This window comes from Magnetospira sp. QH-2, assembly GCF_000968135.1.
Taxonomy (GTDB): Bacteria; Pseudomonadota; Alphaproteobacteria; order Rhodospirillales; family Magnetospiraceae; genus Magnetospira.
In genome coordinates this window covers 3,851,396-3,872,712 of sequence record NZ_FO538765.1, presented here as the reverse complement: position 1 = coordinate 3,872,712, position 21,317 = coordinate 3,851,396, and the positions used below count along the sequence as shown (strand labels likewise).

The 21,317-nt window shown below is 61.8% G+C and carries 24 protein-coding genes; 14 read left to right on the top strand and 10 right to left on the bottom strand.

The annotated features are described in order from the left end of the window. The first annotated feature begins 11 nt into the window (after window positions 1-11). The 5 genes from MGMAQ_RS18160 (at window position 12) to MGMAQ_RS18140 (ending at window position 5,119) form a co-directional block, all read left to right on the top strand. Complete coding sequence (locus MGMAQ_RS18160) at window positions 12-578, top strand: hypothetical protein (protein WP_046022662.1); 567 nt, start codon at window positions 12-14, stop codon at window positions 576-578. A gap of 91 nt (window positions 579-669) precedes the next feature. Then, window positions 670-1,404: an ABC transporter ATP-binding protein gene (locus MGMAQ_RS18155; RefSeq protein WP_082085606.1), complete on the top strand. Its 735-nt coding sequence runs from the start codon at window positions 670-672 to the stop codon at window positions 1,402-1,404. Beyond that, entirely contained in the window at window positions 1,397-2,185 is a 789-nt protein-coding gene (locus MGMAQ_RS18150) for an ABC transporter permease (RefSeq protein ID WP_252508658.1), read from the top strand. The genes MGMAQ_RS18155 and MGMAQ_RS18150 overlap by 8 nt, the downstream gene beginning before the upstream one ends. A 1-nt stretch (window position 2,186) precedes the next feature. Further along, window positions 2,187-4,073 carry a Gldg family protein gene (locus MGMAQ_RS18145; protein ID WP_052716537.1) on the top strand — a complete coding sequence of 629 codons (1,887 nt, stop codon included), beginning with the start codon at window positions 2,187-2,189 and terminating at the stop codon, window positions 4,071-4,073. Continuing rightward, a complete protein-coding gene (locus tag MGMAQ_RS18140) occupies window positions 4,070-5,119 on the top strand; it encodes a DUF4340 domain-containing protein (protein ID WP_046022660.1) in 1,050 nt (349 codons plus the stop codon). The genes MGMAQ_RS18145 and MGMAQ_RS18140 overlap by 4 nt, the downstream gene beginning before the upstream one ends. On the opposite strand, the gene MGMAQ_RS18135 is transcribed toward MGMAQ_RS18140, so the two are convergent. Continuing rightward, a complete protein-coding gene (locus MGMAQ_RS18135; protein ID WP_046022659.1) occupies window positions 5,116-5,406 on the bottom strand; it encodes a hypothetical protein in 291 nt (96 codons plus the stop codon). The two genes, MGMAQ_RS18140 and MGMAQ_RS18135, sit on opposite strands and share 4 nt — an antisense overlap. Window positions 5,407-5,534: 128 nt before the next feature. Here MGMAQ_RS18135 and MGMAQ_RS18130 point away from each other — a divergent pair, with 128 nt between their 5' ends. The 5 genes from MGMAQ_RS18130 (at window position 5,535) to MGMAQ_RS18110 (ending at window position 8,418) form a co-directional block, all read left to right on the top strand. Next, window positions 5,535-6,053 carry a hypothetical protein gene (locus MGMAQ_RS18130; protein WP_046022658.1) on the top strand — a complete coding sequence of 173 codons (519 nt, stop codon included), beginning with the start codon at window positions 5,535-5,537 and terminating at the stop codon, window positions 6,051-6,053. 6 nt (window positions 6,054-6,059) lie between these two features. Continuing rightward, a complete protein-coding gene (glk, locus tag MGMAQ_RS18125) occupies window positions 6,060-7,037 on the top strand; it encodes a glucokinase (protein WP_046022657.1) in 978 nt (325 codons plus the stop codon). Beyond that, window positions 7,034-7,633 carry a gamma carbonic anhydrase family protein gene (locus MGMAQ_RS18120; protein WP_046022656.1) on the top strand — a complete coding sequence of 200 codons (600 nt, stop codon included), beginning with the start codon at window positions 7,034-7,036 and terminating at the stop codon, window positions 7,631-7,633. Before glk ends, MGMAQ_RS18120 begins: the two co-directional genes overlap by 4 nt. 98 nt (window positions 7,634-7,731) lie before the next feature. Beyond that, window positions 7,732-8,163 carry an Hsp20 family protein gene (locus tag MGMAQ_RS18115; protein ID WP_046022655.1) on the top strand — a complete coding sequence of 144 codons (432 nt, stop codon included), beginning with the start codon at window positions 7,732-7,734 and terminating at the stop codon, window positions 8,161-8,163. A gap of 12 nt (window positions 8,164-8,175) precedes the next feature. Further along, the gene (locus MGMAQ_RS18110; RefSeq protein WP_046022654.1) at window positions 8,176-8,418 is read left to right on the top strand and encodes a hypothetical protein; all 243 of its coding nucleotides are present in this window, start codon (window positions 8,176-8,178) and stop codon (window positions 8,416-8,418) included. Here MGMAQ_RS18110 and MGMAQ_RS19980 read toward each other — a convergent pair whose 3' ends face one another. Then, complete coding sequence (locus MGMAQ_RS19980) at window positions 8,419-10,821, bottom strand: PAS domain S-box protein (RefSeq protein WP_158498896.1); 2,403 nt, start codon at window positions 10,819-10,821, stop codon at window positions 8,419-8,421. A gap of 142 nt (window positions 10,822-10,963) precedes the next feature. Here MGMAQ_RS19980 and lepA point away from each other — a divergent pair, with 142 nt between their 5' ends. Then, on the top strand, window positions 10,964-12,766 hold the full coding sequence (gene lepA / locus MGMAQ_RS18100; RefSeq protein ID WP_046022653.1) for a translation elongation factor 4: 1,803 nt from the start codon (window positions 10,964-10,966) through the stop codon (window positions 12,764-12,766). A 24-nt stretch (window positions 12,767-12,790) separates the two neighbouring features. Here lepA and MGMAQ_RS18095 read toward each other — a convergent pair whose 3' ends face one another. Continuing rightward, window positions 12,791-13,174, bottom strand: coding sequence for a hypothetical protein (locus MGMAQ_RS18095; protein WP_052716535.1), 384 nt, complete (start codon window positions 13,172-13,174; stop codon window positions 12,791-12,793). Between the two features lie 134 nt (window positions 13,175-13,308). On the opposite strand from MGMAQ_RS18095, the gene MGMAQ_RS18090 reads away from it, so the two are divergent. Then, window positions 13,309-13,740: an MmcB family DNA repair protein gene (locus tag MGMAQ_RS18090; protein WP_046022652.1), complete on the top strand. Its 432-nt coding sequence runs from the start codon at window positions 13,309-13,311 to the stop codon at window positions 13,738-13,740. A gap of 57 nt (window positions 13,741-13,797) precedes the next feature. Here MGMAQ_RS18090 and MGMAQ_RS18085 read toward each other — a convergent pair whose 3' ends face one another. From MGMAQ_RS18085 to MGMAQ_RS18055, 7 genes are all read right to left on the bottom strand, one after another. Further along, window positions 13,798-14,385, bottom strand: a complete 588-nt coding sequence (locus MGMAQ_RS18085) for a PEP-CTERM sorting domain-containing protein (RefSeq protein ID WP_046022651.1) — start codon at window positions 14,383-14,385, stop codon at window positions 13,798-13,800. A 167-nt stretch (window positions 14,386-14,552) separates the two neighbouring features. Continuing rightward, on the bottom strand, window positions 14,553-15,263 hold the full coding sequence (locus MGMAQ_RS18080) for a M48 family metallopeptidase (RefSeq protein WP_052716534.1): 711 nt from the start codon (window positions 15,261-15,263) through the stop codon (window positions 14,553-14,555). After that, window positions 15,256-16,176: a dihydrodipicolinate synthase family protein gene (locus MGMAQ_RS18075; protein ID WP_046022649.1), complete on the bottom strand. Its 921-nt coding sequence runs from the start codon at window positions 16,174-16,176 to the stop codon at window positions 15,256-15,258. The genes MGMAQ_RS18080 and MGMAQ_RS18075 overlap by 8 nt, the downstream gene beginning before the upstream one ends. Window positions 16,177-16,191: 15 nt before the next feature. After that, the gene (locus tag MGMAQ_RS18070; RefSeq protein WP_046022648.1) at window positions 16,192-16,629 is read right to left on the bottom strand and encodes a YcgN family cysteine cluster protein; all 438 of its coding nucleotides are present in this window, start codon (window positions 16,627-16,629) and stop codon (window positions 16,192-16,194) included. Between the two features lie 6 nt (window positions 16,630-16,635). Then, window positions 16,636-17,949 (bottom strand): cobyrinate a,c-diamide synthase, encoded by a 1,314-nt coding sequence (locus MGMAQ_RS18065; RefSeq protein ID WP_046022647.1) that lies wholly within the window; start codon window positions 17,947-17,949, stop codon window positions 16,636-16,638. Then, entirely contained in the window at window positions 17,946-18,569 is a 624-nt protein-coding gene (locus MGMAQ_RS18060) for an SCO family protein (RefSeq protein WP_046022646.1), read from the bottom strand. The genes MGMAQ_RS18065 and MGMAQ_RS18060 overlap by 4 nt, the downstream gene beginning before the upstream one ends. 37 nt (window positions 18,570-18,606) lie before the next feature. Continuing rightward, window positions 18,607-19,368, bottom strand: a complete 762-nt coding sequence (locus MGMAQ_RS18055) for a sulfite exporter TauE/SafE family protein (RefSeq protein WP_148561018.1) — start codon at window positions 19,366-19,368, stop codon at window positions 18,607-18,609. A 158-nt stretch (window positions 19,369-19,526) separates the two neighbouring features. On the opposite strand from MGMAQ_RS18055, the gene MGMAQ_RS18050 reads away from it, so the two are divergent. Both MGMAQ_RS18050 and MGMAQ_RS18045 read left to right on the top strand, forming a co-directional pair. After that, window positions 19,527-20,573 (top strand): cobalt-precorrin-5B (C(1))-methyltransferase, encoded by a 1,047-nt coding sequence (locus tag MGMAQ_RS18050; protein ID WP_046022645.1) that lies wholly within the window; start codon window positions 19,527-19,529, stop codon window positions 20,571-20,573. Next, window positions 20,563-21,312, top strand: coding sequence for a cobalt-precorrin-6A reductase (locus MGMAQ_RS18045; RefSeq protein WP_046022644.1), 750 nt, complete (start codon window positions 20,563-20,565; stop codon window positions 21,310-21,312). Before MGMAQ_RS18050 ends, MGMAQ_RS18045 begins: the two co-directional genes overlap by 11 nt. Window positions 21,313-21,317 lie beyond the last annotated feature (5 nt).

The following is a 21,317-nucleotide window of genomic DNA, read 5'->3' as shown; positions in this document are numbered from 1 at the left end:
GGACCCGACCCATGCCCCTGTTGATTATCATTCCCGGCCTGATTCTGGGTTTCGTCACCGTTACCGCCTTGATCAATATGACCGCCATGGCCCGCCGCCAAGGACGCGAAAAAGCCATGCGGGTCCATCTGGGCAACGAACTGTCGCGATTGAGCAAGGAGAAGCAAACCCTCGACCGCACCGTCGCGGCGGTCGAGCGCAATATCAATATCCTGTCGTCGCAGGAGGAAAAGCTGCTGATATCGCTTGGCAAGCTGGAAGCCGAGATAGAAACCCGGCGCCAGGATAAAATCGCCGAGATGGACAAGTTGGTCGGGGCGCAAAAAGAAGCCGCCCTCAATGATCTGGCCGCCTGGGCGGAAGAGGAAAAGCGCCGCCTGGGGGAGAAATTCAATACCGAATTCAAACAGGAAACCCAGGCTCTGCGCGACGAATTACGCACCGCCATCAATGGCGAATTCGATCAGATCCGCGAGTTCTTTTTGCAATTTGCCCGGCAGGAGAAGATCCTGGCCGAGAAGGATATTCAGGACTTTTTGGAAAAGAAACGTCTGACCGTGATCAGCGACCTGAATTGATACCAAGGGAAGTTTGATAATGCCTTGAATTCCGCCCGCCGGTCGGCCATTTTTGGGGCCGGGGGAAATGGGGTGCCGATCCTTGTATGACATGATCGTTCTGGAACGCCTGAGCAAGCGCTTCGGGCCGGTGGTTGCCGTGGACGGCATCGACCTGACGGTCCATCGCGGCGAGGTTCTGGGTTTCCTCGGACCCAATGGCGCGGGAAAATCCACCACCATGAAAATGATCGCCGGGTTCCTTGATCCGGATTCCGGCACCGCCCAGGTCTGTGGCCGCGACGTCATTGATGATCCGGTGGGGGTCAAGCGCTGCCTGGGCTATCTGCCCGAGGGTGCGCCCTCTTATGGCGACATGACCCCCGCGGCCTTTCTCGGCTTCGTCGCCGGGATTCGCGGCTACGACCGCAAGAGACGCCGAAAAAAGGTCGAACGGGCGGTGGCGCGCACGGCGTTGGAAGACGTGTTGCATCGGCCCATCCATACCCTGTCCAAGGGGTTCCGGCGGCGGGTCGGTCTGGCCCAGGCGATCCTGCATGACCCGGAAGTGCTGATCCTCGACGAGCCCACCGACGGCCTGGACCCCAACCAGAAGCATCATGTGCGGGAACTGATCCGCGACATGTCCCAAGACAAGGCGATCATCGTCTCCACCCATATCCTCGAAGAGGTGGAAGCGGTCTGTAGCCGCGCCGTGGTCATCGGCGCCGGCAAGGTACTGGCGGACGGTACGCCCCGACAGCTCATCGGCGCCGACACGAGCCTGGAAAACGCCTTCCGCCGCATCACCGGCCACCTGAGCAAATGGGAGCATATCCATGGGTAGGCGGGGCGCGGCCATGCGGCAGAGCCTGCTGGCGCAAAAGGAAATGACCCGCAATGTGCGGCTGATCTTCCGTCGCGAACTGGCGGGCTATTTCGCCACGCCGCTGGCCTATATCTTCATCGCCGTGTTTCTTTCCATGTCCGGGGCCTTCACCTTTTACGTGGGGGATTTCTTCGGTCGGGGTCAGGCGGATCTACAGACATTCTTTCTTTATCATCCCTGGCTGTATCTGTTGCTGGTGCCCGCCGTGGCCATGCGGTTGTGGGCCGAGGAACGCAAAAGCGGCACCATCGAGCTGCTGATGACCTTGCCGATCTCGGTGACCGAGGCGGTGTTGGGCAAGTTTTTTGCCGCCTGGGCCTTTGTCGGGCTCTCCCTGGTTCTGAGTTTTCCCATGTGGATCACCGTCAATGTGTTGGGGGACCCGGACAACGGGGTCATATTCGCCAGCTACATCGGCAGCCTGCTCATGGCCGGGGCGTTTTTGGCCATCGGGTCGTGCATTTCCGCCCTGACCCGTAATCAGGTCATCGCCTTTATCGTCGGTGCCGTGGTCTGTTTCCTGTTCACCATGAGCGGGGCCGAGATGGTGCTGGCGCTGCTCCAAGGCTGGGCCCCGCGCATTCTCATCGAGGCGGTGGGCAGCCTCAGCTTCCTGACTCATTTCAATGCCATCACCAAGGGTGTCATTGACCTGCGCGACATCATCTACTTCGCCGCCATGATCACTTTCTGGCTGTTTGCCAACGTGGTCATCGTCGATATGAAAAGAGCCTCCTGAGATGCGCCGCGCCACTCATATGGACCGCACCCGGTTGGCCATTCTCGGCCTGCTGCTCGGGGCGATCATCTTGATGGCGGTCAATGTCTTTTCCAACGTGGCTTTTCGCGGCTGGCGGCTGGATCTGACAGAGGACCGGCTTTATACCCTCGCGCCCTCGACTCATCAGGTCCTGGCCGATATCGACGAGCCCGTGCGGCTGCGGCTCTATTACTCGGATATTCTCACCGAGGCGGTGCCCGGCCTGACCCCCTACTACCGGCGCATCCGCGAGTTGTTGGAACACTACCGGGATCTGTCGGGCGGGCGGGTCATTCTGGAGATCATCCATCCGCAGCCCTTTTCCGACGACGAAGACCGGGCCGTGGCCGCCGGATTGCAGGGGCTGCCGGTCAATGATGCCGGGGATCTGGCTTATTTCGGCCTGGAAGGCACCAACGCGGTGGACGGGCTGGAGGTGGTGCCGTTTTTCTCCCCCGAGCGAGAAGCCTTCATCGAATATGATCTGACCCGCATGGTGCATGTGCTGTCCCAGGCCCGCCGCCCGGTGATCGGGCTGATTTCCACCTTGCCCCTGGACGGCGGCGTCTCGGAGCGCGGCTGGGTCATCACCGATCTGATGCGCGAATTCTTCGAAGTGCGCAATTTGGGCACCAATTTCCGCCGTCTGGATCCGTCGGTGGATCTGTTGATGGTAGTCCATCCGCGTGATCTTCCGGATCGCATTGTCTATGCCATCGACCAGTTCGTGCTCGGCGGCGGGCGCGCCCTGGTATTCGTCGACGCCCATGCCGAACGGGGCTTTGGCCCGGCCCGGTTTTCCGATTTCAACCAGCTTTTGAAAACCTGGGGCCTGCGTCTGCGTCCGGGCGAAGTGGCTGGTGACCGGGATGCGGCGCGGCGGGTTTCCACCACCGGCAGCGATGGGCGCGCGGTGGTCAGCGACTATGTGGCCTGGCTGACCTTGGAACCGGAGCATATGGACAGCAACGACGCGGTCACCGGCGATTTGAAGACCGTCAATATCGCCACCGCCGGCATTCTCGAGGCTCTGCCGGACCGCGATACCCGCGTGACGCCCGTGCTGCATACCAGTAACGAATCCATGGCCTTGTCCGCCGCGGCTTTCATGGAAAAGCCCGACGTGGTGGGGTTGTTCCGGGATTTTCGTCCCCAAGGCCAGGCCCTGATGATCGGCGCCAGGGTGGATGGCGAGGTATCAACCGCCTTTCCCGGCGGTCCGCCCGAGGAACCGGGCCTGTTGACCAATGACCAAGAACAGGCGCGGATGCACCTGGACCGCTCGGCCAGCCCCATCAATGTCATGGTGTTTTCCGACACCGACATGCTGGATGACCGTTTCTGGGTGCGCTTGCGGGATCTGAGCGGACAGCGGCTGATGGTGCCCTTCGCCAACAATGGCGATCTGGTGGTCAATGCGCTGGAGAACCTGAGCGGTGGTTCGGCCTTGGCCGGACTGCGGGCGCGGGGCCGGTCCGAACGCCCCTTTAAGCGGGTCGAGGAAATCCGTCAAAGAGCGGAGATGCGCTATCGCGCCAACGAACAGACCCTGCTCGACAAGCTGAAAGACCTGGAAGCCAAGGTCCGGTCGCTCAGCAGCGGCGAAGGCGGTGGGCTGTTGCTCTCGGCGGCGGACCGGCTGGCGGTGGAGAAGTTCCGCGGCGAAATGGTGGCCACCCGCAAGGCTCTGCGCAATGTGCAGCACGTGCTGCGGCGGGATATCGAGGCCTTGGACAGTTGGCTGAAGTTCGCCAATATCATCGCCATGCCGTTGTTGGTGGGGGTGATCATGCTGGGCGTGGTCTGGTCGCGGCAACGGCGCAGTTCCCGCCGTCGGCTGATCCGCAAGGCGGAGGCCGGGTCATGAAGCTCAAGACCGTGTTGATCCTGGCCCTGGCCGCCTTGGTGGCTTGTTTGGCCGCCGCCTACGTGCTGACCCGCTATGCCGGTCCCGACGCCCTGCGGGCCGGAAACCCCGGGCCCATGCTGCCGGACATGGCCCAGCGGTTGGGGGAATTGGCGGTGATCAACGTGGAAAGCGTGGGTCGCAGGGTCTCCTTGCGGCGCGAAGAAGGCCTGTGGGCGATCGAACAACGGGATGGCTATCACGCCGATCCCACCAAGGTGCGGGATCTGGTGCTCGGTCTGGAGCGGCTGCAAAAGCTTGAACCGCGTACCCAACTGGCTAAAAACCACGCCCGGCTGCACTTGCGCGACCTCAAGCATAAGGACTCCAAGGCCCACAAGATCACCCTGATCGACATGGACGGTCATATTGTCGCCGGGCTGATGGTCGGCAAGCGCAACTTCAACATCGGCGACGGAGGCCAAAGCGGGATCTATCTACGCCGGGCTGAATCCAACGAAACCTGGCTGGCGCGCGGGGAATTGCCGTTCAGCGATGACCCCACCCAATGGATGAACCGGTTGTTGATCGATCTGCCCGCCGAGGCGGTGGCCAAGGTCACCCTGTTTCATCCCAAGGACCACGTGGTGGTCCTGTCCAAGGATCCTTTGACCAAACGGTTCCGGCCGGAAAACGCCCCAACGGGCAGTGGCGCGGCCAAACCCATGGCTGTTTTGCCGCTCACACAGGCATTGGATGGCCTCCTGTTCGAGGACGTTCGCCGGGCCGACCGGATTCCGTTTGATCCCGACGGCAGCTTGTTGGTGGAGATCCAAACCACGGCCGGGCCCATGGTCCGCATGACCGTGGCGCCGTTCGAAGAGGCCCACTGGGCGCGTCTTTCGCTTGGGCGGGCCGAGGAAACGGCCGACCCGGCTCAGGATGGCTTGCGTCGGGCCTTGCTGGAAGCGGTGCGCCGGGCCGATGGATGGGTGTTCAAGATTCCCGAAACCACCGCCGCGGCTTTGAACCGCAAGATGGTTGATCTGGTCCAAATGCCCAATTAAATCGGCTCGGGACCACCGAGAAACCCGAACAACAGCGCCAAAATCAGCAAGAACGCCGCCTCATCCCAACGGGTCAGCGTCGGGGCATCAATGCTGCGATCCTTCATGAAATAGGCGGCAAAGGCGGAAATCAGCGCTCCCAGCCGCAACAGCGACTCCAACACATGCAGCATGCCCGGTTCGCCGCTAAGCACCGCCAGTACAACGGCAAGGCCGAAAAACAGCCCCACCCGAATCAGGCTGGGGCGGTTGCGGGCAATAAAGTCCTGGGTCAGATCCTGGGCCATCACTTTGTCATGTACTCGGGGTCATGTACTCGGGGGGTGGGCGGCGATTCACCCTTGTTTAACCCTTGTGGTCCTACCCTCAAAGCATCGTCGGTGCAAGCCGCCAGTCTGATCAAGGAGCGACGACAATGATGATCCGACCGACCGAGGGATTTGAAACATTCGACGCCCGCCTGCGCGGCGCGCTGGTGGCGGGACAGCCACTCGGCGACCTGGGCAATATGAGCGTGGTCCGGGCCTGGCTGGAAATCTGCGAGGGACTTCCGCGCAGTCAGCTGCCGACATTGATTCCCGATACCATTGCCCGGTTGACCGCCGATCCCGATTGGCAGGCCTGCCTGGTGGATTGTGGCCTGGGTATCGCCGAGGCGCGCAGCCACGTGGAACTGGGCATGGTGGTGGCCTGTTATGGCCGCCTGCGCGACGCCCGCGAGGAACCGGAAGACTCCACCGATCGGGTCGAGGCCGGGTATGCCAGCCTGCAACGCAGTTTTGCCGCCTTGGATAGTGCCGCGCGACGGCTGGATTCCGCCTGCGCCGACCTGGACCGGCAAATCACCACCTTGGAAGCGGACCTGGAGGATGTGGCCCAGCAATCCGAAACCATGGCCCATGCCGCCAGGGCTCCCAAAACCATGGCTGCCTGATCCGCCGTGACCGCTTCCCCCGGAGCTTCCCCCGGACTGGGCTTGATCGCCGATATTGGCGGTACCAACGCCCGTTTCGCCTTATGCGACGAAACGGGCAAGATCTTTCACCAACGCACCTTGCAATGTGCGGACTATCCGGGGCTGCTGGCGGCCGCCCAGGCCTATCTGGCCGATGCCGCACCCTCGGAACCACCCTGTCTGGGGGCCTTCGACGTGGCCGGGCCGGTGGACGGCGACCGCATCGAGATCACCAACAATCCGTGGGCCTTCTCCATCGAGGAAACCCGTCAGGCCTTGTCTTTTGACCGCCTGGAAGTGGTCAACGATTTTGCCGCCAACGCCCTGGCGGCCCCCCACATCGTCGAGAATGATCGCGTCCCGGTGGGCGGCGGCACCCCCACGCCCGGTCGCCCTATGGCGGTGATCGGACCCGGTACCGGGTTGGGAACCGCCCTGGTGGTGCCCCATGACGGCGGATATATACCGGTCCCTGGCGAGGGCGGCCATGCCACCCTGCCCGCCGCCGATGACGAGGAAGCGGCGGTGATTCATCATTTGCGCCATCGCCACGGCCCGGTATTCGCCGAACAGCTCATCTCTGGCAGCGGGCTGGTCAATCTCCATTGCACTTTAAGTCTTCTGCGCGGGGTTCCGGTGGAACCGATGACTCCGGCCCAAGTGGGCGCGGGCACGGACGCCCAATGCCGCGACGCGCTTGACATGATGTTTGCCTTGCTCGGTACGGTGGCTGGGGATCTGGCCTTGTACGGCGGGGCACGGGGCGGGGTTTTTGTGATGGGCGGTATCGTGCCACGCTATCTGGAGCGCTTCCAGCAATCCAAGTTCCGCCAGCGATTCGTCGCCAAGGGTGGGTTCGAGGACTATATGGAAGCCATCCCCACCTGGGTGGTGACCCATCCATTGCCTGCCTTCGTCGGACTGGTCAGCCTGATTACCGAACAAGAAAGGACAACGCCATGACCGACCTGGGTCCCGAGGTGCTGTTGGCCGATCCCGCCTATGTGGATCCGACGGCCCGGCTTTATGGTAAAATTTCCGCCGAACCCGGGGTCAGCATCTGGCCTTACGCGGTGATTCGCGCCGAACTGCACGACGTCTGGATCGGTCGTTGCAGCAATATTCAGGATCACGTGATGATTCATGTGGCCTGGGGCGGGCCGACATTGATCGGCGCCCATTGCACCATTGCCCATGGCGCGGTGCTGCATGGCTGCCGCCTGGGGGACAATTGCCTGGTGGGCATCGGCGCGACGATCATGGACGGCTGCGTGATCGGGGACAACTGCGTCATCGCGGGTCATTCCTTTCTCAAGGAAGGGACGGTCATCCCCGACAATTCCATCGTAATGGGCACCCCCGCCGAGGCTCTCCAGACCCGTAACAACTTTATTTCCAACAAGCTCAACGCGCTGATGTATGAACGCAATGGGCAGGCCTATGCGGAGGGCAACCATCGGGCTTGGACCGGCCCCGATTTTGACGCCTTTCTGGCCGAAACCCGCGAATCGTTGGAAGCCGAGTACAAGGAACGGTACGGAAACGGTGACATGGGTTGACGCAGCCCCGTAACCAACCCAAATTTAAGCCAGGGTGCCCATCCGGGGCCCGATAGACCGGTGATCGCTCAGATTTGAGGCCACCCGAGGAGGTTTCCATGTCGCGCATGGCCACATTCAATAGTCCGCTGCTGCTGGGTTTCGACCATTTCGAACGCATTCTTGATCGGGTCGCCAAAAGCTCCGCCGACGGCTATCCCCCCTATAACATTGAACAGATTGGTGAAAACCATCTGCGCATCACCCTGGCGGTAGCCGGTTTCACCATGGATGAGCTGAGCATCACCATCGAGGAAAACCAGCTGATGATCCGCGGCCAGAACAACGACGACGAATCGGAGCGCGTTTACCTGCACCGGGGAATCGCCGCCCGGCAATTCCAACGGGCCTTCGTGCTTGCCGAGGGGATCGAGGTGGTGGGCGCCAATATGGACAACGGACTGCTGCATGTGGATTTGGAACGGCACGAGCCGGAAATAGAGGTTCGGACCATTCCCATCGGCTCGACCAAGACCATCGACGCGCAATAAGGAGAACAAGACATGACGCGGCATTACGGACACCCCGCCGCTTCGGCGGGTTCCTCCAATCCCACGAACCGGCGCTTCGATCTGGCCGGTTGGGGCCTGGGCAGCGTGGCCTATGTGCGGCCGGTCAAGCTGGAAGACGAGATCGTCTATGGCATCTATTCCGCCAACGGCACGCAGCTGGGTCTGGCCGCCGACGGCAACGCGGCCATCGTCGCCGCCCGACACAACGACCTGGAACCGTTCCGCATCCAGTAATCACTCCCGCACCAGACTGCGGTCTGGGGGGAATTCGACGATCACCCGCGTGCCCACTTGCAATTCGCTTTTCAGCCGAATGCTGCCCCGGTGCATCTCCACCAAGGTCTTGGTCAGGTAAAGCCCCAATCCCGTGCCCTCATGGGCGTGGATGGCGCTTTCGCGGATTTGTTCGAAAGGCCGCATGACCAGGTCCAGATCCTCCTGAGCAATACCGATCCCCGTATCGATGACCTCCATGCGCAGCGCGCCGGTTTTGGTGGTGCGGATCATCACCGTGATTTCGCCGCCGTCGGGGGTGAACTTGATGGCATTGGACAGCAGGTTGAGCAGAATCTGGCGGAGTCGCAGCTCGTCGCCCAGGATCTTGGGCAGAGCCGGTTGCAGCGATACCTTCAAGAACAAGGCGTGGGTGATGGCCCGGTCGTTGACCATACGCAGGGTATTGCGGGTCAATTGGGCCAGATCCACCGGTTCCTCATCAATCTTCAATTCACCGGCCTCGATCTTTGATAGATCCAGGATATCGCTGATGACTTGCAAGAGATGCTGACCTGACTCATGGATATCGCCACAGTATTCGGCATATTTCTCGTTGCCCAGGCTGCCAAAGATCCCGGCGGTCATGATTTCGGAAAAGCCGATAATCGAATTGAGCGGTGTACGCAGTTCGTGGCTCATGTTGGCCAGGAACTCCGATTTGGCCCGGTTGGCGAATTCCGCCGCCTCCTTGGCCTTGATCAGATTCTCCTCGGCATCGTGGCGTTCGGTCACATCATGCAGGTAGCCTTCCAGCACGATGCCCTCGCCTTCGAATTCCAAGGCCACGCCGAACTCCTGAATCCACCGCCACTCCCCGTCCCGACGCTTCAGGCGATAAGACAGCTCAAAGGGCTCGCCCAACCGGGTGGCGTTCTGCACGGCCTGGGGAATCCAGGCGGCATCCTCCTTGTGAGCCAAATCCCGCAGGCTGAGGTCTCCGGCAATGAAGGCCTGGCGGGGATGGCCAGTGATCTGTTCCACCCGATCATTGATGAACAAGATATCGTGGCGTTGATTGTTGCGGCTGAGATAGATCACCCCGGGCACGTTTTCTGCCAGGGAGCGGAACCGCTGTTCGCTGCGGCGCAGGGCCAATTCAGCCTGTTTGCGCTGAGTGATATCATGCAGGGTTATCACCGTGCGTGGGCCCCGCTCGGAGGGCAACGGAGAGATGGTGACCAGAATCGAAACCAGCCCGCCCCCTTGGCACAGACCATCCATTTCCTCGGTCGTCACTTCCCCCTGACGCAGCGAGTCGGTGGCCAATAGGGATTTGAGCCGGGCGCCGGGTGCGCCGGGGATCATGCGGGTGATCTCCATACCCAGGGCTTCGCTTTCCCCATAGCCGAGAATACGGGTCGCTGCCTCGTTGAAGCTCAGAATTCTCGCCTGGCGATCGACGGTGACGATGCCCTCGCCTGCGGTATCCACCAAGGTGCGGATTTGTTGATCGCTTTCGCGCAGCCGCAGCAATCTTTCCCGCGCCACCAGGATCAACAAGGCGGTGATCGCCAACAGTCCGCTGAGCAGCAACCCGATGCCCAAGGAGGCCAGGGGCAGGTCCGACCGCATGCTCCCGACAAGCTGGTGTGTGGGATGCAGGCGAATTTGCCAGGATGCGCCGCCGATATTCACCCCGTGGCGACCGGAAAAGGCGCTCAGCGGGGCATCCCCGGTGTGGCTGGATTGGTAGACCGGCAATCCGTCCAAGGTGAACTCGACCCACAAATCACGCACCAGATCACCCGGTAGCATCGCTTGAAGCAGCGCCTCTGCTTCGAATACAGCCATCACATATCCGTCGAGCCCTTGGGCCCCGACGGCCGGGACATAAACCTCGAATTCCAAGGTTCCTTCCGGACCGCGCAGAGGCGGGGTGATTCTGGCCGTGCGGTCGCTGCGGGCCAGTTCGAGGGTTTTTGCCCGATCTCGGGAGGCAAACAGATTTTTTTGCAAGAGCCAATCATTGCCGATAATGGGATAAGACCAACGCACCGCCGGGGCCGGATCCACCCAGGCCACGGCCCGCGTGCCGGGGCGATCCTGGACCAGACTGGCCGCGTCGTTGACCCAAAGGTCATAGGGCGTGCCGCCGCTGACCGACCAGCGTCGTCCCATGCGGTGCAAATTATTGAAGTGGGTATCGAGAACCTGTGAAACACCGGTCAGCACGCTTTCCGCCTGACGACCGAGAAAGGCACTGATTTGGCGTTCCTCGGCCTGACGTTGACCGGACCAGGTCACAACCGCGATCATCGTGCCAGCCAGCAGGATGATGCCGGGGATCAAGGTTTTGAGAGCCCGTCCGGATGGCTTGTCCGAGGTCGTCCGATGGCCCGGCTGCGGTTTGGTTTCCCGCATGATTCCCTTTCCGCGACGGAGGGTGATGAACCCCATTAGTTCTAATGGGAAATGGCGATCATTCCAACGGAAATAGGTTCGACAGCGCAACGGATCGCCGAACCTATGGAAAAACCACCCCGGGGGTGCTAGAAGCCGGTCCATGACTGATCTCAAACATATTCGCAACTTCGCCATCATCGCCCATATCGATCACGGCAAGTCCACTCTCGCCGATCGCATGATTCAGCATTGCGGCGGCCTGGCCGACCGGGAGATGAAGGAACAGGTGCTCGATTCCATGGATATCGAGCGCGAACGGGGTATCACTATCAAGGCGCAGACCGTGCGCCTGGAATTCACCGCGTCCGATGGGGAAAAGTATCTACTCAATCTGATGGACACTCCCGGCCACGTGGATTTTGCTTACGAGGTCAGCCGGTCTCTGGCCGCCTGTGAGGGGTCCTTGCTGATCGTCGATGCGACCCAGGGTGTCGAGGCGCAAACCCTGGCCAATGTTTATTTGGCGCTGGACAACGATCATGAAGTCATTCCGGTGCTCAACAAGATCGATCTGCCCGCCTCGGAGCCGGACCGCATCTGTCAGCAGATCGAGGATGTCATCGGTCTTGATGCCACCGATGCCCTGCCGGTGTCGGCCAAGACCGGTGTTGGCGTGCCGGAGGTCCTGGAAGCCCTGGTTAAGCGGCTTCCGTCCCCGGTCGGCGATGCCGATGCACCGCTCAAGGCCTTGCTGGTGGATTCCTGGTACGATCCCTATCTGGGCGTGATGATCCTGGTCCGGGTCTATGATGGTCAGCTCAAGCGGGGCATGAAGGTGCGCATGATGTCCTCGGGCAGCCTGCATCAGGTGGATCAGGTGGGCGTGTTCACACCGAAAATCACCAAATGCGATGTGCTCGGTCCCGGCGAGATGGGCTATATCACCGCCTCCATCAAGACCGTCGCCGATACCAACGTGGGCGACACCATCACCGAGGACAAGAACCCCACCGACCAGGCTTTGACCGGCTTCAAGCCGTCGGTGCCGGTGGTGTTTTGCTCGCTGTTTCCGTCCGACGCGGCGGATTTCGAGGATCTGCGCGAATCCCTGTCCAAGCTGCGGCTCAACGATTCCAGTTTCGAGTTCGAGCCGGAAAACTCCGCCGCCCTGGGCTTCGGCTTCCGCTGCGGATTCTTGGGCTTGCTGCACCTGGAAATCGTCCAGGAACGATTGGAACGGGAATTCAATCTGGACCTGATCACCACCGCGCCCAGCGTGGCCTATGAAATCCAGTTGAACAGCGGCGAGACCATCGACCTGCATAATCCGGCGGACTATCCCGATCCCAGTCAGATCGCCACCGTAGCCGAGCCCTGGATCAAAGCCACCATCTTGGTGCCCGACGAGTATCTGGGCGCCGTGCTCTCCCTTTGCACCGAGCGCCGGGGACGGCAGATCGAGCTGACCTATGCCGGGTCGCGGGCCATGGCGGTCTATCGCCTGCCGCTCAACGAGGTGGTGTTTGATTTCTATGACCGCCTGAAATCCATTTCCCGGGGCTATGCCAGCTTCGACTACGAGATGGATGGCTACGAGGAAGGCGACTTGGTCAAGGTCGGCATCCTGGTCAACACGGAACCGGTGGATGCCCTGGCTTTCATCTGTCACCGCAGTCAGGCGGAGTTCCGGGGTCGGATGGTCTGTGACCGGCTCAAGGACCTGATTCCGCGTCAGCTGTTCAAGATCCCCATTCAAGCAGCCATCGGCGGCAAGGTCATCGCCCGCGAGACCATCTCGGCCATGCGCAAGGATGTCACCGCCAAATGCTACGGCGGTGATATCACCCGCAAACGCAAGCTGTTGGAAAAGCAGAAGGCGGGCAAGAAAAAGATGCGCCAGTTCGGGAAGGTCGAAATCCCACAATCAGCCTTTATCGCGGCGTTGCGCATGGGGGATGATTGATCCCCCAAGCGCGGTGCACAAGAATTACTTCTTTTCTGTTTTCTTCTTCTTCTTTTTCTTCTTGTCGTCCGTCGCGGCCTTCTTTTTCTTTTTATTGTCCTTTTTGTCGGATTTTTCCGCCTTCGATTTCTTTACTTTTTTAGTCTTCTTATCGGTGGATTTCTTGCTTTCGCTGGTCAGGCCTTTGGCTTTGCCCGTACCCTTGGACCCCTTCGCGCGACAATAGGCGCTGACCTTGGTGCCTTTCTTGGTGGTGTAGCCATCCACCCAGGTACAGGCGGACTTGCTGCCACAGGCGGAACTGGACAGGCCCTTGCAGGCACTATTGGCCGCTTCGGCGGGTTGTGGCGCCAGCAGGAAGCCCAACAGGGCCAGCATCGGGGCAATTCGGGTTAGCAAGCGGGTCATTTTTGATCCTCATGAACAGTCAAAAAGTGGTCGTGGCGCTAAAATAGGGAGGTCTGCCGCGAAAAGACGACCGGAATAACCGGCACCCCATCCACCCTCTTTACCAACAACGGCAAAATCGCTAAAGTCAGGCCATGGAACAATCAAGGAACATCGTCACGGAAGAGGTCAGCCGGGGGGTATGTCGCCTGCTTGTCAACATGGGGCTGGCGGTGCTGAGCGAATTCAAGCTGGGGAACGGGCGGCGCATGGATGTGATGGGGCTGGACCCCAAAGGGCGGTTTACCGGCGTTGAGATCAAATCCGGGGCGGCGGATTTCAAGGCGGACGGCAAGTGGCCCGAATACCTGCCTTATTGCGATGCTTTCTATTTCGCCGTGCGGGCGGATTTCCCGCGCGAGCTGCTGCCCGAGGGCTGCGGGATCATCGTCGCCGATGTCTGGGACGGGGCAATCCTGCGTCCGGCTCCCCCATCATCCCATGCGGCCAGCCTGAACGGATCGCGGCGCAGGGCGCAGACCATCGCTTTTGCCAGGGCGGCGGCGATGCGGCTGTCCGATCCATAAGACCGAAAACGGCGGCCCGAAGGCCGCCGGTCTGATTGGGCTTGAAGTGGTTATGGGTCAGGCTGCCTTCCGGCTGCGGCGGCGGGCAATGCCCAGACCAGCAAGACCCATGCCGAACAGAGCCAGTGTGGCGGGTTCGGGAACCTGGTCGGCGCCGCTGTCGCGAACCATCATGAAACCGGCGACGTTCCAAGAAGCATCAGGCCCGGACGCCGCGCCGCTGTAGCGAGGGACGATGGCGACATTGTTGATCACGCCCTGAAACAGGTCGGCGGTCCAAAACCAGCTTTCATAGCTCAAGGTGCGACCGACGAGATCAAGCAGGTTGGACGATAGCGGTGAAAGATTCCAAGCGGCCGGATTGGGATTGATGGCCATGCCGGTGAAATTGGCGGCCATGTCCATGACCTGATCGACCGTGGCCACCTGCCACCCATCCAGGCTATGTCCGCCGATTGTGGTCGCGCTGGCGTTGACCTGATTGAGGCTCCAACCCTGGGTCTCGGTCAGGTCCAGCCAATCGAGGCCGGAAACATTGTCAGTGGTGAACCAATCATTGTCGGAGAAATCGATCGGCGCGGCTTGCACCGGAGAAAAGGCGAAAAACGCGGCTGCAATGGCGGAAACGATCAATGACTTTTTCATGGTATGGCCCTTCCGTACGACGGTAATCTGATAGGTTCATGCTGTTCGATAGGAGGTGTTGCCCTCTTGATGTTCCGATATTAACCAAGCGCACTGTGTGAATCAGTGATGGCAATCACAGGGTTCGATTTTTCTCGCGGAATGTGAAAAACGGGGGGCGGGCCGCGTCAATCGCGGCCGTAACGGTGCAGGCTCTGTCCCTGGGCCTTGAGCCAGGCACGACCGGTCTGCGCATCCTCGGCGAGGCGGGCGGCCAGACGATGGAATCGCGACTCGTGATCCGCGTGAACCAGATGGGCCACCTCATGGGCGACCACGTAATCCAAGGCCTCGGGCGGTGCCAGGATCAGCCGCCAGGAAAACGACAGATTGCCATTGTGGGCGCAGGAACCCCAGCGGGACCGGGTATCGCGCAGGGTGATGCGACCGGGTTTGACGTCGATCGACGCCGCTTTGGCCGTGACCTTTTCGGTGATGGTGGCGCGGGCTTCCCGCCGCAGCCAGTCACGCAGCCGCCGCGCCGTATGGGCCGGGTCTCCGGCCACGTGGATCTCGCGGCTTTCCGCCACCCGCCAGACGGTGCCCCGTTTGTCGGGCCGGTGGCGGATGGCATGGGGTTCGCCGCGCAGGGGAATGATGGCGCCATGGGCAAAAGGCACCGGTTGCGGGCGGTCTTCCAGCCGGGACAGAATCCAACTCGCCTGCTTTTCGGCAAAGGCCAGGGCCTCGGCGATGGGCACGCCGTTGGGCAGGGTGATCATCGCGCCCTCGCCCCGACTATCAAGGCGCAGGGTCAACCGTCGGGCGCGTTTATGGCGGCGTAGGCGCAGGGGAATGGCCTGGTCTCCGACCCGCAGCAGACAGCGGGAGTCAGCCAAGATCGACCCCGATCTCATCCAAGCGGGCGAACAGATGGTCCGATTCGGCGGCGGTCAGCGGGCGCAACGGCGGTCGGACGGTCAGCCATTCGGCGCTGCCGTCGAGTCGGGCCAGGATGGCCTTGACCGCCGAGGTGCCGGGATAGGCAATGACCTCTTTACGCACCCGGGTCAGCTTTTCCTGCCAGGCACCCGCACTCTTGACGTCGCCCAGTCGCCAGTCCGCCAACACATTTCCGGCCAGGAACCCGGCCACGTTGGCCACCGCGGTGATGCATCCAGCGCCGCCTTGTTCAAGAACCGACAGCAAGAATTCGTCGGAGCCACTGAACAGGCCGAATCCCGGCAGCTCCTGTAAAATCGCCCGCATATTCTCGAAATCGCCGGAACTGTCCTTCAGGCCGACCACGGTTTGCGGATAGGTTTGGGCCAAATAGACCACCACGCGCAGCGGGAGGGGCACCCCCGCCAGCTGCGGAAAATGGTACAGGTAGACCTTTAGCCGATCGTCGGCGACGCTGTCGATGAGCACGGTAAAGGCATCAATCAGCCCCTGATCATGAACATTCTTGTAGTAAAACGGCGGCAGCACCAAACATCCGGCGGCTCCCAGGTCCACCGCATGGGCCGATAAGCGCACCGCGTCGGGCAGGGCGCAGACCCCGGTGCCGACAATGATCTTGTCGGCGGGAATTTCCTGTTCCTCGATGAGCGCTTCCAAGGCCAGCATACGTTCGTCGGCGGTAAAGGAATTGGCCTCGCCCGTGGTGCCGAAAATCGCCAGGGCGTCACAGCCGTTGGCCAACAACCGGCGGCAGTGATCCCCCCACCGTTTGATGTCGGGGGTCAAGTCGGGTGTCATGGGCGTGGCCACGGCGGCCATCACCCCGGTCAGGGACGGTGCCTCGCTCATGACCTTGTTATAGCGTCATTCCGGCCAGGTGACGATATGATCTTCGAGCTCTCCGGCATCTTTTTCCGCGACCACCCGTCCGCGGATGGATTGCCCGGCCCGATGCACCGACTCCGACTCCCCGGTCTTCAAGGGATGCCAATCGGGCAGATCCCGGCCGTCATAGACCAAGCGATAAGCGCAGGTCGTCGGCAGCCATTGGATGGTCATCAATCCGTTGGGCGTTAATTCGATGCAATCGGCGATTTTCAGGGTCCGGTGGACATAGTCCTTGCAGTGGCCGGTCTCGGTATCGAGCAGGCGACAGGCGATATTGGTGAAGGCCAGTTCACCGTCATCGGGGTCTTCCAGCTTGTGCAGACAGCATTTGCCGCAGCCATCGCAAAGGCTTTCCCATTGCTCCAGGGTCATGTCGCGCAACGAAATCCGGCGCCAAAACGGGATTTCGGTCATGATCCGTTACTCCCGATCAATCAGATGGATAAAGGATCCGGCCACCGATCCTTCCCGCAGCCCGGCGGAACCCAGATCGGTATTGCGGGCATCGCGGCAATGGAACAGAGGCGATCCGCCTGTCTCGGCGACAATGGTCGCATAGTGGAATTCATGGCCGCGCAGCATGGTACCAGAAGTTCCCAGCGGGGTCTCCGTCCGCAATGTCGCGGCGCGATAGCCCAGATGCAGGCGTCGTTGGGCGAAAGACGTTTCCAGCGGTAGCAGCCCGGCCATGGCATGGGCGCGGCCGTCTTTGTCGGTCAAGCTCTTGCCAAGAACCATGTAGCCGCCGCATTCGCCGAACAGGAAGGCCTGTCGCGCCGCTGCGGCGCGCAGGCCATCAAGGAAAATCCCGTTGGCGGCCAGCCGACCGGCATGCAGCTCCGGATAGCCGCCGGGAAGATAGACGGCGTCGGCCTGCGGGTCGGGGGAGTCATCGGCCAGCGGCGAAAAGAAACTCAGCGTCGCCCCGGCATGCCGCCAGCCCTCCAACAGATGCGGATAGGTAAAGGCGAAAGCCTCGTCGCGGGCCACGGCAATGTGCTGTCCAAGGGGCGGCAGGGGCGCGCTGAATGGGGTTCGCGGCAGGACGGGAATCCGCGCCAACCCGCGCAACGCCGCCAGATCCAGGTGCGCCGCCACCAGATCGGCGGCGCCATCCAGGAAAGCGGGCAGGTCCGCATGCTCGGCTGCCTGGACCAGACCCAGGTGCCGCGAGGGCAGGGCCAGGGCATCGGCCCGGGGCAGGCAGCCGAGGATCGGCATATGAGGCAGATGCAGCGCCATGGCGGCGCGTAGATGGGCCTCATGGGTGGCCGATCCGACCCGGTTGAAGATCACCCCGGCGATGGTCACGTCGGTTCGGTGGCTGGCGAAGCCCCGCACAACCGCCGCCGCCGAGCCGGTCTGTGCCCGGGCATCCACCACCAGCACCACCGGCCAGCCGGTCAGAGCGGCCAGATCGGCAGTGGATCCGCTGCTGGCCGTGGCGCCGTCGAACAGGCCCATAACGCCCTCGGCGATCAGCAGATCGGCTTGCATTGGCAGGCTGGCGGCCAAGGTCCCGGGGCGCATGGCCCAAGGGTCCAAGGTGGGACAGGGTCGTCCGGTGGCGGCGGAATGAAATGCCGGATCGATATAGTCAGGGCCGCATTTGGCCGAGGCCACGGCGATTCCGCTCCGGGAAAAATGGCGCAACAGACCAAGGGTCAGCAGGGTCTTGCCGCTACCGGAAGACGGCGCGGCAACGATCAGACCCGGCAGAGAGCCGGATGTCACAAGAGATTCCCCAGCCGCTTGGCCATTTCCTCGGGTGCCATGCCATGGGGGAACAGGGCCGCCATGGTGCCGGTCTCGTCCATGAAATAGGTAAAGGCGGAATGGTCCATCAGATAGAAGCCCTTGCCTTCGCCCTCTTCCCTACTCTTGTCGACCACCTTGGCGTAATAGGCCTTGTAGGATTTGACCGCCTGATCGATCTGCGCCTGGGTGCCGGTCAGACCGATGATGTTGGGGTGAAAATAATCCACATAGTCGGCCAGGGCCTCGACCGTGTCCCGCTCGTGATCAACGGTTATGAACAGCACCGGCAAGCCATTGACCCGGTCGCCGAGGATCTCGAAGGCATCGCCAATGGCCGAAAGGCTGGTGGGGCAGACATCGGGGCAGAAGGTATAGCCGAAATAGACCATGAACGGCGATCCGGCGAAGTCCTTCTCGGTGACCTGACGTCCGTCGTGGGTGGTCAGGGTAAAGGGACCGCCGATGGCCTTGGTCTTGTTGGCCAGGCTCAGGGAGACACCGCCACTGCCCTCATCGGACATCAAAAACAGCCGACCGCCCAGGGCGGCACCCAGGGCCAGAATAACCAGGACAATGATACTCAGATGTTTGTTCACGGAAAATCAGGCCTCCCAAGCCTCAAACAGTCAGCACTCACACGGCCAGCATTTGCCAAGCCATATACGAGAGAATGGCGGCATTGACCACCAAAAGAACCGGCGCCACCTTGATTAGGCCCTCGCGCCATTGCAATCCGGCCATGTGCCCGGCCAGGCCCACCCCCAGCAGGCTGGGCATGGTGCCGATGGCAAAAGCACCCATGGCCATCACCCCGGCCAGGGGGTCGCCCGCCGATGCCGCCGCCGCCAGGGCGCCATAGAGCAATCCGCAGGGGATGAACCCCAATGCCAACCCCAACAGATAACCGCGCCATCCCAAAGGGCGGGAAAACAGGGGTTTGACGACTCTCCCCACGTTGCGCGACCACCAGCTTTCCCCTTTGCCGCCACTGCCCATGAGCGAAAGGCTGGGCACCAGGGCGCGCAGGGCATAACCGATGAAGAACAGCGCCGCCAGGCCAAGCAACAGTGCCGAAAGCCAACGATAGCCGGTCAGCGACACCGCCCCTCCGGCCAGCAGCGCGATTCCGGCACCCAAGGCCATGTAAGTGGTCATCCGGCCCAGGTGATACGGCAGCAGCGCCGCGCCGGTCAGACGCTGCCATTCGCGCATGGCCGAGGCGGGTGTCGCCTCCAGGCGCGCGGTCACCTGCGACAGCACAAAAGGCCCGCACATGCCGATGCAATGGGTCAGACCGCCCAGCAGCCCGGCCATGAACAGGCTGACCAACAGGCCGGAGTTGTCCACCGCCACCACCTTGCAATGGGCAAGGCCGGATTCCAGCAGGGTTTGCATGAAGAAATTTTCGTCCAACGGGGGTCGGTCCTTGTTGTGAGCAGACCTTTCATACCCCGGCGCCGGGGCGAAAGCCAAGAAGGGAACCATGATAATGTTATGTTATACCAAACTCAAGGATCCTGGAGTCCCTTGTGGGGGAAGGGTAGACTGCGCCCATGCGACCGGATCCCCAAAACCCCCTCCGCAAAGGCTGGACCACCGGCGCCTGTGCCACTGCGGCGGCCACGGCGGCCTATGGTGCGTTGATGGGAGGTGGGTTCCCCGATCCCGTGACCATTCACCTGCCGCGTGGTCTGACTCCCTGTTTTCCGCTGCACCGGACCCATTTGGACCGGTTCAGTGCCCGGGCTTCGGTGATCAAGGATGCCGGGGATGATCCGGACGTGACCCATGGGGCCGAAATCGTCGCTCATGTGGCCAAGAGCGATCAGTCCGGCATCACCTTTCGGGCCGGAGAAGGCGTGGGGACCATCACCCGGCCCGGCTTGCGGTTGGCGGTGGGGGAACCGGCAATCAATCCGGCGCCGCGCCGTATGATCGGAGACAATATCGCCCGGTTGGCCGCCGAATGGCGTATGGAGCCCGCGGTCACCATTACCCTGTCGATCCCCGGTGGCGCCGATCTGGCGACCCGGACTCTGAATGGGCGACTGGGGATTGTGGGCGGCCTGTCGATTTTGGGAACCACCGGCGTGGTGGTGCCCTATTCCGCTGATTCCTGGATCCACAGCCTGCATCGCGGCGTCGATGTGGCCCTGGCCTGTGGCCACGACCGGTTGATTGCCGCCACCGGCCGGGCTTCCGAGGCGGCGGCCCGGGTCCGCCTGAATCTGCCGGACGAGGCGGTGCTCGACATGGGCGGATTCGCCGGAGCGTTGTTCAAGTACCTGCGCCATAGACCGGTCCCATTTCTGTGTATTGCCGGAGGCTTTGCCAAGATGGTCAAGCTGGCGCAGGGGAATCTGAATCTGCATTCCTCCGCCTCGCGGGTGGACATGGCGGCCCTGGCGGCCCTGGCGGGTGATTCCCGGTTGGCCGACGCCAATACGGCCGCCGAGATCCTCGACCGGAAGGGTCCGGCGCTCGCCGACCAAATTGCTCGACAGGCCCTGTGCGTGGCGCGCGCCCATCTCAAGCCGGAAACCCGGGTAGAGATCCTGATCGTCGATCGCGAGGGAACGGGGGTCGGCCATGCGGCGTAGACATCTGTTGATTGTCGGCGGGACCGGCGAGGCCCGGATCCTGGCCCGCATCGCCGCCGACGCCTTTCGGGTCACCACTTCTCTGGCGGGGGCCACGGACGACCCTGCTTTGCCGTCGGGAGAGGTCCGCAAGGGCGGATTCGGCGGCACGGAGGGATTGATCCGCTATCTCGACGAATCTTTCATCGATTTGGTGGTGGATGCCACCCATCCCTATGCGGCGCGGATCTCCAAACAGGTTCGCGAGGCTTGTATTGCCGCCGGAATCCCCCGCCTGCAGCTATATCGGCCCGGCTGGGAGCGGTTGGACAGCGACCATTGGATCGATGTGGAGACCTGGGCGCAGGCCGCCGACTTGTTACCGCAGACCGGCCGGCGCCCGTTTCTGACCATCGGCCGCAAGAACTTGGCGGACTTTGCCTCCGTCACCGGCTGTCAATTCTTGGTACGGCTGCTGACAGAACCGGTGGCCCCCCTGTCGCTGCCCGAGTATGACCTGATCATCGGCCCTCCGGCACTGCGGGCCTCGGCGGAAATCGCCTTGATGAAAACCCACCATGTGGATTTGCTGATCAGCAAGAATTCCGGGGGCGACGCGGCCATGGCCAAGATCATCGCCGCGCGGGAGTTGGACCTGCCGATCCTGACTCTCCGCCGTCCCGACCCGCAGCCGGGTCCCAAATCGTCCAGTGTGGAGGAAACGCTAAAGTGGTTGGGGCTGGTGTCTACGCATACATAAAAGCG